This is a genomic window from Streptomyces sp. NPDC058576 (genome assembly GCF_042718715.1).
Lineage (GTDB): Bacteria > Actinomycetota > Actinomycetes > Streptomycetales > Streptomycetaceae > Streptomyces.
The window spans coordinates 58493-73811 of the sequence record NZ_JBHXPF010000004.1 but is presented as its reverse complement, the minus strand read 5'-3'; the positions used below and the strand labels follow the sequence as shown (position 1 = coordinate 73811).

At 71.7% G+C, this 15319-nt stretch carries 15 protein-coding genes; 7 read left to right on the top strand and 8 right to left on the bottom strand.

Features of this window, described 5'->3' with window-relative positions; translation table 11 throughout:
* Positions 1–4 precede the first annotated feature (4 nt).
* Positions 5–1192: a glutathionylspermidine synthase family protein gene (locus ACFWRV_RS04625; RefSeq protein WP_384328180.1), complete on the top strand. Its 1188-nt coding sequence runs from the start codon at positions 5–7 to the stop codon at positions 1190–1192.
* Positions 1193–1204: 12 nt separating this feature from the next.
* Here ACFWRV_RS04625 and rocD read toward each other — a convergent pair whose 3' ends face one another.
* Positions 1205–2413 (bottom strand): ornithine--oxo-acid transaminase, encoded by a 1209-nt coding sequence (gene rocD / locus ACFWRV_RS04620; RefSeq protein WP_384328177.1) that lies wholly within the window; start codon positions 2411–2413, stop codon positions 1205–1207.
* Between the two features lie 311 nt (positions 2414–2724).
* Here rocD and trpS point away from each other — a divergent pair, with 311 nt between their 5' ends.
* Together trpS and ACFWRV_RS04610 are read left to right on the top strand one after the other, a co-directional pair.
* Positions 2725–3717: a tryptophan--tRNA ligase gene (gene trpS, locus ACFWRV_RS04615; RefSeq protein ID WP_384328585.1), complete on the top strand. Its 993-nt coding sequence runs from the start codon at positions 2725–2727 to the stop codon at positions 3715–3717.
* A gap of 121 nt (positions 3718–3838) precedes the next feature.
* A complete protein-coding gene (locus ACFWRV_RS04610; RefSeq protein WP_384328174.1) occupies positions 3839–4438 on the top strand; it encodes a 2'-5' RNA ligase family protein in 600 nt (199 codons plus the stop codon).
* A 50-nt stretch (positions 4439–4488) separates the two neighbouring features.
* On the opposite strand, the gene ACFWRV_RS04605 is transcribed toward ACFWRV_RS04610, so the two are convergent.
* Both ACFWRV_RS04605 and ACFWRV_RS04600 read right to left on the bottom strand, forming a co-directional pair.
* Positions 4489–5244 (bottom strand): decaprenylphospho-beta-D-erythro-pentofuranosid-2-ulose 2-reductase, encoded by a 756-nt coding sequence (locus tag ACFWRV_RS04605; RefSeq protein WP_384328172.1) that lies wholly within the window; start codon positions 5242–5244, stop codon positions 4489–4491.
* Positions 5245–5297: 53 nt separating this feature from the next.
* Entirely contained in the window at positions 5298–6662 is a 1365-nt protein-coding gene (locus tag ACFWRV_RS04600; RefSeq protein WP_384328169.1) for an FAD-binding protein, read from the bottom strand.
* 172 nt (positions 6663–6834) lie between these two features.
* Here ACFWRV_RS04600 and ACFWRV_RS04595 point away from each other — a divergent pair, with 172 nt between their 5' ends.
* Positions 6835–7788, top strand: coding sequence for a YihY/virulence factor BrkB family protein (locus ACFWRV_RS04595; protein WP_384328167.1), 954 nt, complete (start codon positions 6835–6837; stop codon positions 7786–7788).
* Here ACFWRV_RS04595 and ACFWRV_RS04590 read toward each other — a convergent pair.
* Positions 7785–9179, bottom strand: coding sequence for a D-alanyl-D-alanine carboxypeptidase family protein (locus ACFWRV_RS04590; protein WP_384328164.1), 1395 nt, complete (start codon positions 9177–9179; stop codon positions 7785–7787). The genes ACFWRV_RS04595 and ACFWRV_RS04590 overlap by 4 nt on opposite strands.
* A 133-nt stretch (positions 9180–9312) precedes the next feature.
* Here ACFWRV_RS04590 and ACFWRV_RS04585 point away from each other — a divergent pair, with 133 nt between their 5' ends.
* The 3 genes from ACFWRV_RS04585 to ACFWRV_RS04575 all read left to right on the top strand — a co-directional run bounded on the left by ACFWRV_RS04585 (position 9313) and on the right by ACFWRV_RS04575 (position 12821).
* A complete protein-coding gene (locus ACFWRV_RS04585) occupies positions 9313–9558 on the top strand; it encodes an SCO4848 family membrane protein (protein WP_384328162.1) in 246 nt (81 codons plus the stop codon).
* 33 nt (positions 9559–9591) lie between these two features.
* Positions 9592–10992: a metallophosphoesterase gene (locus ACFWRV_RS04580; RefSeq protein ID WP_384328582.1), complete on the top strand. Its 1401-nt coding sequence runs from the start codon at positions 9592–9594 to the stop codon at positions 10990–10992.
* Positions 10993–11267: 275 nt separating this feature from the next.
* Entirely contained in the window at positions 11268–12821 is a 1554-nt protein-coding gene (locus tag ACFWRV_RS04575) for an ABC transporter substrate-binding protein (RefSeq protein WP_384328579.1), read from the top strand.
* Positions 12822–12854: 33 nt separating this feature from the next.
* Here ACFWRV_RS04575 and ACFWRV_RS04570 read toward each other — a convergent pair whose 3' ends face one another.
* From ACFWRV_RS04570 to ACFWRV_RS04555, 4 genes are all read right to left on the bottom strand, one after another.
* Complete coding sequence (locus ACFWRV_RS04570; RefSeq protein WP_384328159.1) at positions 12855–13592, bottom strand: TetR family transcriptional regulator; 738 nt, start codon at positions 13590–13592, stop codon at positions 12855–12857.
* 10 nt (positions 13593–13602) lie between these two features.
* Complete coding sequence (locus ACFWRV_RS04565) at positions 13603–14070, bottom strand: thiol-disulfide oxidoreductase DCC family protein (RefSeq protein WP_384328156.1); 468 nt, start codon at positions 14068–14070, stop codon at positions 13603–13605.
* Positions 14071–14075: 5 nt separating this feature from the next.
* Positions 14076–14510, bottom strand: coding sequence for a hypothetical protein (locus tag ACFWRV_RS04560; RefSeq protein ID WP_384328153.1), 435 nt, complete (start codon positions 14508–14510; stop codon positions 14076–14078).
* Between the two features lie 157 nt (positions 14511–14667).
* Positions 14668–15264 carry a hypothetical protein gene (locus ACFWRV_RS04555; RefSeq protein ID WP_384328150.1) on the bottom strand — a complete coding sequence of 199 codons (597 nt, stop codon included), beginning with the start codon at positions 15262–15264 and terminating at the stop codon, positions 14668–14670.
* Positions 15265–15319: the final 55 nt, after the last annotated feature.

The window sequence follows — 15319 nt, the reverse complement described above, 5'->3', positions numbered from 1 at the left end:
CGCCGTGGAACGCCGCACGATCGAGCCGCGCCCCGGCTGGCAGGAGACCGTCGAGGCGCAGGGTGTCGTCTACCCGCTCACCCGCTACCCCGACGACACGCTGCGCCCCTACTGGGACGAGAGCGCCTACTACGTGTTCTCGCTGCCCGAGGTCGAGGCGCTGGAGGAGGTCGTCGAGGAACTGCACACGATGAGCCTGGCCGCCGCCGCGCACATCGTCGAGCAGGAACGCTTCGCCGACCTCGGCATCACCGACCCGCGCCTGGCCGCACTGGTCGCCGAGTCCTGGCGCCGACGGGCCGAACAGCCCTCCGTGTACGGGCGGTTCGACCTGCGCTACGACGGGAGCGGCCCGGCGAAGATGCTGGAGTACAACGCCGACACCCCGACCTCGCTGGTGGAGGCCGCGAGCGCGCAGTGGTTCTGGATGGAGGACCGCTTCCCCGGGGCCGACCAGTGGAACTCCCTGCACGAGCGTCTTGTGGACGCCTGGAAGCGGCAGGCGTCCCTGCTGCCGCCCGGACCGCTGCACTTCGTCCACTCCGACGGCGACGAGCTCGGCGAGGACCTGATGACGGTCGCCTATCTGCGCGAGACCGCCGACCAGGCCGGTCTGGAGACGCACGCGCTGTCCGTCGAGGAGATCGGCTGGGACCGGCTCTCGGGCCGGTTCGTCGACGACCGACTGCGCTTCGTCCGCAGCTGCTTCAAGCTCTACCCCTGGGAGTGGCTGGCCACGGACCGCTTCGGCCCGAGGGTCCTGGACACCCTCGACAACGGCGGCGGCACCGGCACCACCTGCTGGATCGAGCCCGCCTGGAAGATGCTGCTCTCCAACAAGGCGCTGCTGGCGATCCTCTGGGAGCTGTACCCGGGCCACCCGAACCTGCTGCCCGCCTATCTCGACGGCCCGCGCGAGCTGGCCGGACCCGGCGGGGCGGGGTACGTCTCCAAGCCGCTGCTCGGCCGCGAGGGCGCCGGGGTCGACCTGCACGGCCCCGGCTCACCGCCCGTGGAGCGCGACGAGCCGTGCTGCTACCAGGAGTCGGCCCCGCTGCCCGACTTCGACGGCAACCGGGTGGTGCTCGGCGCGTGGACCGTCGAGGACGAGGCGGCGGGGCTCGGCATCCGGGAGTCCGCGGGGCCGGTCACGGACGAGTACGCCCGCTTCCTGCCCCACGTCATCCTCTGAACCTTTTGTGTCCTACCGGGCGCTCAGCACCGCCCGCAGCCGGTCCAGCCCCCAGTCCAGGTCCTCCTTGGAGATCACCAGCGGCGGCGCGATCCGGATCGTCGAGCCGTGCGTGTCCTTCACCAGCACCCCCTGCTCCATCAGCCGCTCGGAGATCTCCCGGCCGGTGCCCAGCGCCGGAGCGATGTCCACACCCGCCCACAGCCCCCGGCCGCGCACCGCCTCCACCGCGCCGCCGCCCGTCAACAGGCCCAGCTCCCGGTGCAGATGGTCGCCCAGCTCGGCCGCCCGCTGCTGGTACTCGCCGGTCCGCAGCATCGCGATCACCTCCAGCGCCACCGCGCAGGCCAGCGGGTTCCCGCCGAAGGTGGAGCCGTGCTCGCCGGGCCGGAACACCCCGAGCACGTCCGCCGACGAGACCACCGCGGAGACCGGCACCACCCCGCCGCCCAGCGCCTTGCCGAGCACGTACATGTCCGGCACCACACCCTCGTGGTCCAGCGCGAACGTCTTCCCGGTCCGGCCCAGGCCCGACTGGATCTCGTCCGCGATGAACAGCACGTTCCGCTCGCGGGTCAGCTCCCGTACGCCGGGGAGATAGCCGGCCGGCGGCACCAGCACCCCCGCCTCGCCCTGGATCGGCTCGATCAGCACCGCCACGGTGTTCTCCGTCATCGCCTCCCGCATCGCGGTGAGGTCCCCGTACGGCACGATCTCGAAGCCGGGGGTGTACGGGCCGAAGTCGGCCCGCGCCTCCGGGTCGGTGGAGAAGCTGACGATCGTCGTCGTGCGGCCGTGGAAGTTGTCCGAGGCCACGATGATCTTCGCCATGCCGTCCGGCACGCCCTTGACCCGGTAGCCCCACTTGCGGGCGGTCTTCACCGCGGTCTCCACGGCCTCCGCCCCGGTGTTCATCGGCAGCACCGTCTCCATGCCGCACAGCGCCGCCAGCTCCGTACAGAACTCGGCGAACCGGTCGTGGTAGAAGGCCCGGGACGTCAGCGTGACGCGTTCCAGCTGGGCCTTGGCCGCGTCGATGAGCCGGCGGTGGCCGTGGCCGAAATTGAGCGCCGAGTATCCCGCGAGCATGTCGAGATACCTGCGGCCCTCGACGTCGGTCATCCAGGCCCCCTCGGCCGAGGCCACGACGACCGGCAACGGGTGGTAGTTGTGCGCGCTGTGCGCCTCGGCGGAGGCGATGGCGGTTTCCGTGGTCGACACGGGATCTCCGTTCGTCGTGCGGCTGGGCGGAGGGTGGTGCCCACTTTGTATCGTCGGTCGGAACCCGCGCCGGGAAACCTCCGGCGACCGGCGCGCCCGCCGTCGCACGCCCGGCGGGTGGAATGTGCCGTTCGTCTCAGCCGTGCGCTCCCGTGCCCCGGCACCGTGCGGTGACGCGCCCTTCCCGCCCCGCACCGGCTGCCGGAGATGCCGCGCGCACCTGAGACAATGGGGCCATGGCCTCTGATCGCCCTTCGCTCCCCACCGACCAGCCGCAGACGGGCCGCACCGGTGCGGCCGCCCGTCCGCGCGTGCTCTCCGGGATCCAGCCCACCGCGGGCTCCTTCCACCTCGGCAACTACCTGGGCGCGGTGCGCCAGTGGGTGGCCCTGCAGGAGAGCCACGACGCCTTCTACATGGTCGTGGACCTGCACGCGATCACGATCCCGCAGGACCCCGCCGAGCTGCGGGCCAACACCCGGCTCGCCGTGGCGCAGCTGCTCGCGGCCGGCCTGGACCCCGAGCGGTGCACGCTCTTCGTCCAGAGCCATGTGCCCGAGCACGCCCAGCTCGGCTGGGTGATGAACTGCCTCACCGGCTTCGGCGAGGCCTCCCGGATGACGCAGTTCAAGGACAAGTCCGCCAAGCAGGGCGCCGACCGGGCCACCGTCGGCCTCTTCACCTACCCGGTGCTCCAGGTCGCGGACATCCTGCTCTACCAGGCGAACCAGGTCCCGGTGGGCGAGGACCAGCGCCAGCACATCGAGCTGACCCGCGACCTCGCCGAGCGGTTCAACGGCCGGTACGGCCAGACGTTCACCGTCCCCGCGCCGTACATCCTCAAGGAGACGGCGAAGATCTTCGACCTCCAGGACCCGGCGGTGAAGATGAGCAAGTCGGCCTCCACGCCGAAGGGCCTCATCAACCTCCTCGACGACCCGAAGGTCACCGCGAAGAAGGTGAAGAGCGCGGTCACCGACACCGACACGGTGATCCGCTTCGACGAGGAGAAGAAGCCGGGCGTCAGCAACCTGCTCACGATCCTCTCCACCCTCTCCGGCAGCCCCGTCGAGGATCTGGAACGGAGTTACGAGGGCAAGGGCTACGGCGCGCTGAAGACCGACCTGGCCGAGGCCATGGTGGAATTCGTCACTCCCTTCCGGGCCCGCACCCAGGAATATCTGGACGACCCGGAGACGCTGGACTCCATCCTGGCCAAGGGAGCGGAGAAGGCCAGGGCCGTCGCCGCGGAGACGCTGGCACAGACGTACGACCGGATGGGCTTCCTGCCCGCGAAGCACTGAGTCCAAGGACCCTGGCGAGATCATGGCCGCAGGGGTCACACTTGCGGCGGAACGCGCGGGCCGGACACCCGGCCCGCGCGGCATGACCGAAAATCGACCATCGACGATGGAGGAGAACGACGTGGGGACCGTAACGCTCGGCGTTTCGATCGCGGTCCCGGAGCCCTACGGCAGCCTGCTCCAGGATCGCCGCGCAAGCTTCGGGGACCCTGCCGCCTTCGGCATTCCCACCCACGTCACCCTCATGCCGCCGACCGAGGCGCAGTCGGCCGACCTCCCGGCGATCGAGGCGCACCTCGACCGGATCGCCACGGCCGGCCGGCCGTTCCCGATGCGGCTCTCCGGCACCGGCACCTTCCGCCCGCTCTCGCCGGTCGTCTTCGTCCAGGTCGTCGCGGGCGCCTCGGCCTGCTCCTGGCTCCAGAAGCGGGTGCGGGACGCCTCCGGGCCCCTGGTGCGCGAGCTCCAGTTCCCGTACCACCCGCACGTCACCGTGGCCCACGGCATCTCCGAGGAGGCCATGGACCGGGCCTACGAGGAGCTCGCCGACTACGAGGCCGCCTGGACCTGCGGCTCCTTCGCGCTGTACGAGCAGGGCCCGGACGCCGTCTGGCGCAAGCTCCGCGACTTCCCGTTCGGCGGAGGCGGCGGCGCGCCCGCCGTCCCCGCCCAGGGCGGCTGCACGATCGACGCGTCGTCGGCCCCTTCGCTGCGGCCCTGAACCCCCTGCCGTCATCCCGGAGCCGGAGCCCGGACCGGGAGCCGGCGGACTCAGACCGGGAGCCGGCGGAACAGCGGGCGCGGCACGTGCCGCAGCGCCGCCATCACCACCCGGAGCGAACCGGGCACCCACACCGTCTCCGAGCGCCGCCGCAGCCCCGTGACGATCGCCTCCGCGACCTCATCGGGACCCGTCGCGAGCGGCTGCTCCGGCCGCCCGGCCGTGGCCCGGGTCCGGACGAACCCCGGCCGGACCACCATCACCTGCACCCCGGTCCCCTGGAGCGCGTCGCCGAGCCCCTGCGCGAACGCGTCGAGGCCCGCCTTGCTGGAGCCGTAGATGAAGTCCGCGCGCCGGGCGCGCTCCCCGGCCACCGACGACAGCACCACCAGCGAACCGTGCCCCTGCGCCTGCAATGCGCCGGCGCACACCAGCCCGGCGGAGACCGCCCCCGTGTAGTTGGTCTGGGCGACCCGGACCGCGGCCATCGGCTCCTCCTCGTCCCGCGCCTGATCGCCGAGGACCCCGAACGCCATCAGCACCACGTCGACGTCGCCCTCCGCGAAGACCTTGCCGAGGGCCACCTCGTGGGAGGCGGAGTCCAGCGCGTCGAACTCGACGGTCCGTACGTCGGCCCCGCGCCCGCGCAGTTCGGCGGCGGCCGCGTCCAGGGCGGGAGAGGGGCGCCCGGCCAGCCAGACCCGGCGGGTGCGCAGAGCGATCAGCCGGCGCGCGGTGGCCAGGGCGATCTCGGAGGTGCCGCCGAGGACGAGCAGGGACTGCGGGGCGCCGAAGGCATCCTTCACGGAAAGCTCCTGGTCAGGTGGGGTGAGAGGGAAAGCAGACACGGCAGGGTGGATCACAGCCCGAGCCGGCGCGACAGGTCGGAGCGGAACGCCCCCGTCGGGTCCAGCCGGGCCCGCAGCTCCCGGAACTCCGCCAGCCGCGGGTACATCGCGGCCGCCGTCTCCGGCCGCATCCGGGAGTCCTTCGCCAGGCAGACCCGGCCCCCGGCGGCGGCCACCTCCTCGTCGACCCCGTCCAGGAAGCGGGCCAGGCCGGGCAGGGCCGCGGGCAGATCCAGGGCCAGGGACCAGCCGGGCGCGGCGAACGACAGCAGGCCGGGGTCCGCCGGCCCGAACCGCTGGAGGACGGCCCGCACGGCGGGGCTCCGGCGCGCCGCGATCCGGCGCACCACCCGGTGCAGGGTCTCCTCCTGGCCGTAGCCGACGGCGAACCGGTAGCGGACCAGGCCGCCCCGGCCGTAGAGCGGGCGCACGTCCGGGAGGGCGTCCGACGCGTGGAAGAAGGCGGGGACCGGGCGCGGCTCAGCGGCCCGCGCGCGGGGCGCGCTGCGGTAGCGGACCTCGTTGTACAGAGCGGCCGCCACCGGGCTGAGCAGCCAGCCCGGGAGCGGTGGGAGGCCGGGGCCGGAGAGCCGTCCCCGGGCCCCTCCGGAGCGCGAGGGCCGCAGAGTGCGCCCCGCGTGCGCCGGGCGCATATCCGGGGGTGCGTGCTCCCCCCGGGTGAGGACCCCGCGTCCGATCGCCCGGCCCCGGGCCATCAGGTCCACCCAGGCGGAGGCGTACGGCAGCCGGTCGCCGCCCGCGGTGCAGCGGGCCAGCAGATCGTCCAGGTCCCCGGCGCGCTCGGTGGAGACCGACATCAGCCCCGAGGCGACACGCCGGAGGCGGAGCGTGGCGCCCAGGATCACCCCGGTCAGCCCGAGGCCCCCGGCGGTCGCGTCGAAGAGGGCGGTGCCCGGCAGCACCGTACGCACCTCGCCGTCGGCGGTGAGCAGCTCCAGGGCGCTCACGTGCCGGGCGAACGAACCCGCCCGGCGGTGGTCGAGGCCGGGCAGATCCGAGCCGATCGCCCCGCCCACCGTCACCCTGCCGGTCCCCGGCAGGACCGGCGGGAGCCAGCCCAGCGGCAGCAGGACCCGCAGCAGCCGCTCCAGGCTGACCCCCGCGTCGCAGCGCACCACACCGGCGGAGGCGTCGACACCGCCGATCCGGGCCAGGCCCGTCAGATCGAGCACCGAGCCGCCCGCGTTCTGCGCCGCGTCCCCGGGCGACCGCCCCAGCCCGCGCGCGATGACACCGCGGGGCCCGCGCCCCCGGACGACGGCGGCCGCCTCCTCGTGACTCCGGGGGCGGAACCGCACGGCGGTCGTGGGGGCGGTGCGGCCCCAGCCGGTCAAGGACACCGTGTCGACGGTCATGGGGGTGACCGTATCGTCCGTTAAACCCCATTCGAGGCATTGGTGAATTCGCTCACCGGAACGGGTGATGGAGGGAGTGTCAGCGAAGCGTGGCGGAGATCCGCCGGGCCCGTCCGGGAGAGTCCGGGGCGGGCCGCTGGTGTTCCGGGCTCAGGAGGGTACGCGAGACGTCATGGACTGGCTCAAGAAACTCCCGGTGATCGGGCCCCTGGTCGCCCGGCTGATGGAGACGCACGCGTGGCGTTCCTACGAGCGGCTGGACCGGGTCCACTGGGCCAGGCTCGCGGCGGCGATCACCTTCATCAGCTTCCTGGCGCTCTTCCCGCTGATCGCGGTCGGCGCGGCGGTCGCCGCCGCCCTGCTGAGCGACGATCAGCTGGACACCATCAAGGACAAGCTCGCCGACCAGGTGCCCGGCATCTCCGACCAGCTGGGCATCGACGGGCTGGTCGCCAACGCGGGCACGGTCGGCCTGGTGGCCGGTGCGCTGCTGCTGTTCACCGGTGTCGGCTGGGTCGGCTCGATGCGCGAATGCCTGCGCGCGGTCTGGGACCTGGACGACGTCCAGGAGGCCAACCCCGTCGTCGCCAAGGTGAAGGACGCCGTGCTGCTCGTCGGCCTCGGCGGTGCGGCGCTCGCCACCCTGGCCGTGTCCACCATCGGCTCGACGGCGGTCGGCTGGACCGCCGACCTGATCGGCATCCCCGAGGGCGGGGCGGGCGGCATCCTGCTGCGGGTGGCCGCACTGGCGGTCGCGGTCGTCGCCGACTTCCTGCTGCTGCTCTATCTGCTGACGCTGCTGCCCGGCGTGGAGCCGCCCCGGCGGCGGCTGGTGGTGGCTGCGCTGCTCGGGGCGGTCGGCTTCGAACTGCTCAAACTGCTGCTCGGCAGCTATATGAGGGACGTGGCGGGCAAGAGCATGTACGGCGCGTTCGGCGTGCCGATCGCGCTGCTCCTGTGGATCAACTTCACCGCGAAGCTGCTGCTGTTCTGCGCCGCCTGGACGGCGACCGGGAGCAAGGAGGAGGAGATCCCGGAGAGGTCGGAGGACCGGGATGACCCGGAGGCGGACAGGAAGGGGGAGGCCGCCGGGAGCGAGACGCCCGGCGGCTCCACCCGCGCCTAGGCCTTCTCGGTCGAGGAAGTCGGCTCGGTTGCCTCGGCGGGTTCCGTCGCCTTCGTCAGCTCGGTTGCCTCGCCGGGTTCCGTCGCCTTCGTCGGCCCGGCCGCCTCGACGGGTTCCGCCGGTCCGGCCGCCTCGGCCACGGGCGCGGTGCGGCCGCCCAGGCCCGCCAGCGGCCAGCGACGGTTGACCAGGAACACCGCGCCGGCCACGACCGCCAGCAGACCGCCGATGATCGCCAGGGCGACCCCGACCCCGCTGGAATCCTTCGAGGCGGAGGCGTGCGTGGCCTCGGCCTGACCCCCCGTGCCCGCGTCCGCGCCGGCGGCGGGCGTCGATCCCTTGCCCCCGATGGTGGTCCCGGTGTCGATGGACTTCGGCGGCACCAGCTCCCCGACCGGGGTCACCTTGCCGCTCGCGGCGAAGCCCCAGTCGAGGAGGTGGGCGGCCTCCTTGTAGACGGCGTGGCTCTCCTCCGCCGACGGGTTCATGACCGTGACCAGCAGCACCTTGCCGTTGCGTTCGGCGACGCCGGTGAAGGTGTTGCCCGCGTGGGTGGTGTAGCCGTTCTTGACGCCCGCGATGCCCTGGTACGGGTCCACGCCGATGTCCCCGGTGATCAGCCGGTTGGTGTTCGAGATCTCGAACGACTCGCGCTTCTTCCCCTTCTTCTTCTCGCCGGGGAAGTCGGCCGAGGCGGTCGCCGCGTACTCGCGGAAGTCCTTCTTCTGCATCCCGCTGCGGGCGATCAGCGTCAGGTCGTAGGCGCTGGAGACCTGGCGCGGCGCGTCGTACCCGTCCGGCGAGACCACCACGGTGTCCAGGGCCTGGAGCTCCTCGGCGTGCTTCTGCATCGCGGACACCGTCTCCGGGACACCGCCGTACATCTCGGAGAGGACGTGCACCGCGTCGTTGCCCGACCGCAGGAACACCCCGAGCCACAGGTCGTGGACCGTGTAGGTGTGGTCCTCCTTGATCCCGACCAGGCTGCTGCCCTCGCCGACCCCGGCCAGCTCGCTCTCCGACACCTTGTGGCTCTCGGTGGGCTGGAGCGCGGGCAGCACCGTGTCCGCGAAGAGCATCTTCAAGGTGGAGGCGGGCGGCAGCCGCCAGTGCGCGTTGTGCGCCGCCAGGACGTCCCCGTTCTCCGCGTCCGCGACGATCCACGACCGGCCCGACAGCTTCTTCGGCAGCACCGGCGCCCCCCGGCCCAGGTTGACCTGGGTGCCGGCCTTGCCGAGCTGCTCCCCGCCGAGACTGGACATCGTGCTCGGCGGCTTGGGCTGTTTGCCGTCGCTCTTGTCCTTGTCGGCCGCCGCTGCGGGACTGAGGACGAAACCGGACAACAAGGCGGCGGCGGTGACCGTGAGGGCGATCTTTTTCAGAGCAGGCACGGTCGGAAACGTACAGGGCGAAGATGTGGATGAGGACCCGGACCGGCTGACCCGCCGCAGGGAACGCCGGGACGGCCCCGTTCGGACGTCACCCCGGCGGAGGGCCCCGGAGAGCGGCGGCGATACTGGACCCATGAAGCTCAGCCGCCGCGTGTCCTGGTTCCTGCTCGCGTTCGGGGTGTGGAGCTGGTTCATCTGGATCACTTTCGTCAAGAACCTGTGGCAGGACGGCAGCGGGCTCGCCTTCGACGACGCGGGCGAACCGACCGGGTACTTCTGGGTGCACCTGTTGCTCGCCATCACGTCCTTTCTTCTGGGGACGGCGGTCGGCGCGATCGGGTTGCGCGGAGTCCGGGCTTTGCGCGACACGCGCGCATGACGACGGGAACATGGGGAAGCTCGGATGGCAGCAGTGGTCTTCGCTCTGGTGGGGCTCGTGGTGCTGGCGCTGCTCGGCGCCGTGCACCGGTACCTGTGGCGGCGCTTCGTCGGTGACACCACCGCGCCCGGCAGCGCGCTGCGCCGGGTGGGCACCGTCGCCGCCTTCGTCCTGCCGCTGCTGAGCGTCGGCGCCATGACGTCCGGCCGGGTGGGCGCGCCCTTCTGGCTCCAGCAGGTGCTGGCCTGGCCCGGCTTCCTGTGGCTGGCCTGCCTGCTCTACCTGACGCTGGCGCTGCTCGTCGGCGAGGTCGTCCGGCCGGTTCTCCTGCGGGTCCTCGCCCGGCGCGACGAGAGGACGGGCGCGACCGCAAGCGGAACAGCTTCCGGAACCCCCGCAGGGGCCTCGGACGAGACCCGTCCCCGTACCGAAGCGCTGGTGCCGTCCCGTTCCGCCGGGACCGGCGCCCCTTCGGAAGCGGTGGCGCGTACGGCGACCGATCCCACGACGGAACCGGAAACGGAACCAGCGGCGGAACGAGCGACGGCACCGGCTGCCGAGGCCCCGGCCACCTCCACCACCGCCCCTGCGCCCACCCTCGCCCCCGGCCCCTCCCGCCGCCTCTTCGTCTCCCGGGTCGTCGGCGCCGCGGCCGCCGCCGCCGGACTCGCCACCGTCGGGTACGGCGCGTACGGGGTGCTGCGCGGGCCGAGCGTCCGGCGGATCACCGTCCCGCTGGCCAAACTGCCCCGCTCCGCCCACGGCTTCCGGATCGCCGTGGTCAGCGACATCCACATCGGCCCGATCCTCGGCCGCGCCCACACGCGCCGGATCGTCGACACGATCAACGCGACCTCGCCCGACCTGGTCGCCGTCGTCGGCGACCTCGTCGACGGGTCCGTCGCGGACCTCGGCTCCGCCGCCGAACCGCTGGCCGCCCTGCGGGCCCGGCACGGCAGCTACTTCGTCACCGGCAACCACGAGTACTTCTCCGGCGCCGAGCAGTGGGTCGATCACGTCCGCGAACTCGGGCTGATCCCGCTGGAGAACGCCCGGGTCGAGGTCGAGGGCTTCGACCTCGCCGGCGTCAACGACATCGCGGGGGAGACCGAGGGCCAGGGGCCCGACTTCGGCCGCGCGCTGGGCGACCGGGACCGGGGCCGCGCCGCCGTCCTGATGGCGCACCAGCCCGTCGTCATCCACGACGCAGTCGAGCACGGCGTCGACCTCCAGCTCTCCGGCCACACCCACGGCGGACAGCTCTGGCCCGGCAACTTCCTCGCCGAGCTGGCCAACCCCACCGTCGCCGGTCTCGAACGCTACGGCGACACCCAGCTGTTCGTCTCGCGCGGCGCGGGCGCCTGGGGTCCGCCCGTCCGGGTGGGCGCCCCGTCCGACATCACCGTCGTGGAGCTGGCCTCGCGTCAGGCGTAACGCTCCGACGCGGGTGCGACGGTCCTGGGAGCCTCCGGTCCACCGTCATGAAATCCACACCGAAGGGTCACCGTCAGCTACGGAAACCCGCAGGTAGGAGGCAGGAAACAGCCTTTTCGGACAGAGCCTCCAGCGCGTGTCCAATAAAAGCCTGTGAGTGCCCTATTTACTCTTCCAGATGTGAAAATCGTGTGATTGGGTAAGCGCGAACATGCGGCGACGTGCGCGTCACAAACGCGACCGCCGAGGTGGGGCTGGTAAGGGAGAGCACGGCAATGCGGTCGGTCCGGGTACGGATTCTCGCGATTCTCGCGGTATTGGTCATAGCGGGCGTCGGTGCCTGGCAACTGCTCCCGACGGGGGAGGCGAAGACCGACGCGATCACGGTCGGGACGTCGGACGTCGTCACCTCCCTCGACCCGGCCGGCGCCTACGACGCGGGTTCCTGGGCGATCTACAGCAACATCTACCAGTCGCTGATGACGTTCAAGCCCGGCGCCGTCACGCCGGAGCCGGACGCCGCCGAGAGCTGCGGATTCGTCGGGCAGAAGCTCCAGACGTACCAGTGCAAGCTCCGTGACGACCTGACCTTCTCCAACGGTCGCGAGATCACCGCCAAGGACGTCAAGCACTCCTTCGACCGGATCTTCACGATCAAGTCGGACGTCGGCCCCGCGGGTCTCTTCCCGACGCTCAAGTCGGTGACGACCGAGGGCCGCACGATCACGTTCAACCTGTCCAGCAGGGACGCGACCTTCCCGCAGAAGATCGCCACCGGCGCCGCGGCGATCGTCGACCCCACCAAGTACCCCGAGGACAAGCTCCGTCCGGGCAACCAGGTCGACGGCTCCGGCCCGTACGTCCTCAAGTCGTACGAGCCGGGGGGCAGCGCTGAACTGGTGCCGAACCTGAAGTACCGGGGCGCGCTGAAGAAGACCGGCGAAGCGGTCAACATCCGCTACTTCAAGACCTCCGAGGACCTGCAGACGTCCTGGGACAACGACGAGGTGGACATCGCCCACCGGCAGCTGCCGTCCGAGACGCTCGCCGAGCTGGACGCCAACGACCCGGACGTGCGGGTGACCGAGGCGGCCAGCGCCGAGATCCGCAACATCATCTTCAACTCCCGCGCGAACTCGCCGTTCGGGGACAAGAAGGTCCGCCAGGCCGTCGCCGCGCTCCTCGACCGTGGTCCCCTGGTCAGGAAGGTCTACCAGGGTACGGTCGACCCCCTGTACTCGCTGATCCCCACCGGCTACATCGGGCACAGCACCCCGTTCTTCGACGCCTACCCCTCCACCGACCCCGAGCGGGCCGCGCGACTGCTGGAGCAGGCCGGAGTGCAGACGCCGGTTTCGGTGAACTTCGCCTACCGCGAGGGCGACATGTACACCAAGGAGACCGCCGAGCTGCGCCGTCAGCTGGAGAAGGACGGGCTGTTCAAGGTCTCGGTCCAGGCCGTGGAGTGGACGAAGTACCAGAAGGAGTACGCGGCCGGGAAGTACGACATGTACACCGTCGGCTGGTTCCCCGACTTCCCCGACCCCGACACCTTCAGCCAGCCGCTCGTCGGCACCGGGAACGTCCTGCACAGCGGCTACTCCAGCAAGCGGATGGACCAGCTGATCGCGGCCACGCAGCAGTTCAGCGACCGCAGCCGGACCTCGAACGACTTCAAGGAGATGCAGTCGCTGGTCGGCGAGGACGTCCCCCTGCTGCCGCTGTGGCAGAAGAAGGACTACGTCGTCGCCAAGTCCGAGGTCGCCGGCTCCCAGTACCTCTCCGACGGCACCGGCACCTGGCGCCTGTGGGAGCTGAGCTGGATCTGACGGTCCGCCCCGGCCGACGGCCGGGGCGCGGAGTCAGTCCGACTGCCGGGGCACCGCCCCGGCCGTCGCCGCGTTCGGCAGGAACTCCACCAGCAGCGCGTGGATCTGCCGCACCAGCGGGCGCAGCACCCGGAACCGGGAGAGCGCGATGGCCCGTGCCGCGATCGGCGCGGTGCGCTCGACCAGCCGTCGGCTGCGCTCGGCGCCCTCGCTGCGGTCGTACACCCAGAAGAGCACCAGCCCCATCTGCATCAGCCACATCAACTGCGGCAGCAGCGGGGCCAGTTCCGGGTCGCTCTTGACGTCCGCCCCGGCGATGCAGCGTTCGTGGATGGAGATCGCCGCGTCGCGGGCGGCCACCGAGTCCTCCGAGAACGGGGAGAGCGGGCTGTCGGGATCCGCCGCGTTCTTGAAGAACTGGGCGGCGAAGCGGTGGTACGGCTCCGCCACGTCCAGCCAGCCCAGCAGCACGCCCCTGATCCGTACGGTCAGATCCGGGTCGCCCTCCAGCACCGGCCGGACCGCCGTCGCGTGTTCGTCGGCGATCCGGTCGTAGAAGCCCTGGACCAGGTGCTCCTTCGAGGAGAAGTAGTAGTAGGCGTTTCCGACCGAGACGCCCGCCTCCTGGGCGATGGCCCGCATGGTCGTCCGGTCGTAGCCCCGCTCCGCGAAGAGCCGGAGCGCCGTTTCGAGAATCAGCGTGCGGGTCTGCTCGCTCTTCGCGGCCTTGGCCGGCTTGGTCTCCTGCACGTTCTTCTCTTCCTTCACCACGGGCCCAAGGTTAACGGGGACCCCACGGACCGCCGGGCGGGGCGGCGCACTCGCGGGCCCCGGGGGCACAGGGCGGGACGGCCATCGAGCGGTAGCGGGCGGCGGCCAGGACGGTGCCCCGGGCGAAGGGCCGCCCGGCGGGGGTGGTCAGCCAGTGGGCCCTGGAGCGGTACTTCGCCAGCGCCCACAGGCAGACGATCCAGGCGGCCGTCTCCCGGTAGACCTGCCCCAGGTCGCCGACCACGGTGATCTCCTGGAGCGTCGCCGTGTGGTCCAGCTCCGGGAACCGCCGCCGCGCCTCGGCCGATCCGGCCGGTACGAGGTCCAGCGGCACGAGCTGCCGCTGCCGCTGGAGCCAGCCCCGCAGAGGGACGCAGAGCGGGCACTGCGCGTCGTAGAGGACGGTGAGCCGGTGCACGGGGGCGGGCCCGGCGTACGGAGCGGGGCCCGGCGACGCCGTGGGCGCGGCTTCGGCCACCGGACTCACCGCCCGGCGGCGGGAGCGGTCCACGGGCCCTGGGCGCCCGGGGGCGTCCAGCCCTGCGGCGGCACCGGCGGGGTCTGCTCGCGCTCCAGGGCGCTCCGGCGGCGGATGCGGCTGAGGACCCACACATTGCCCAGGTGCATCACGCCGAGCACCAGCAGGACGACGCCGACCTTCACCGAGAGGGCCTCGAACAGCTCGCGGGCGTCGGTCACCCCGTCGGCGTTCTTCAGATACAGCGTGACGAACCCGAGGTTGACCAGATAGAAGCCGACCACCAGCAGGTGGTTGACGGCGTCGGCGAGCTTCTCGTTCCCGTGCAGCACATCGGCGAGGAAGACCCGCCCGTTGCGGCTGAGCGTGCGGGCGACCCAGATGGTGAGCGCCACGCTGATCAGCAGGTAGATGACGTACGCGACAACAGTGAGGTCCATGCCCCACCCTCCCTTGAACGCGTTCAAAATTGCTCGTGGGCATGACTGTAGACCCCTTCTTGAACATGTTCAAGAAGGGGTCTACCGGGTGGAGGTCGAACGGATCGCAGCCGTCTCCTCGTCCGGCCCTCCGGGGGCGCGGACGGCTCCGGAGGCGTCAGGCGCTCATGGAGCGTGCCTGGTTGAGCTGGCCCATCACCGCGGGGAAGGTGTACGGGCCCATGGCCGGGATCATCGTGGAGTGGTGCCGGCCGCCGCTGGTGACCGTGACCTGGATGAAGCCGGTGGTCCGCTTCTCCTTCATCAGCAGGAACAGCAGGCCGATCAGGCAGAACAGGGCGAAGATGATCGCCAGCACGACCGCGTGCGTCGGGATCTTCTCCTCCGTGCGCGACATGTCCGTGGCCGTCCAGACCGCGCCCTTGAGCGGCATCGACCCGGACGGGGTGACGATCGCGTCGCTCATCACGGTGATGTCGCCGATCGCCAGCACCGGCACACCGCCCTGGCCGGGCGCACCCTGCGGCACCGGGAGGTACTGGCCGGGCATCGTCGGCTGCGCGTGCTGGGGGTAGCCGTAACCGGGCCCTGGCTGGGCCGCGGAATCCGGCAGCGGCTGCGGATAGCCGTACGCGGGAGGGGCGCCCGGCGCCGGGTACCCGTACGCCTGGCCGTCGGCGACGGTCGGCTGGTGGCCCGGCTGGGGCGGGCCCCACTTGTACGCGTCGTCCGCGTACGGATTCGGCTCGCTCACGACGATCCCCGTTCTTCTCTTTCGGTCTTCAGCTCCGCTGAACCGTACCGCCCGC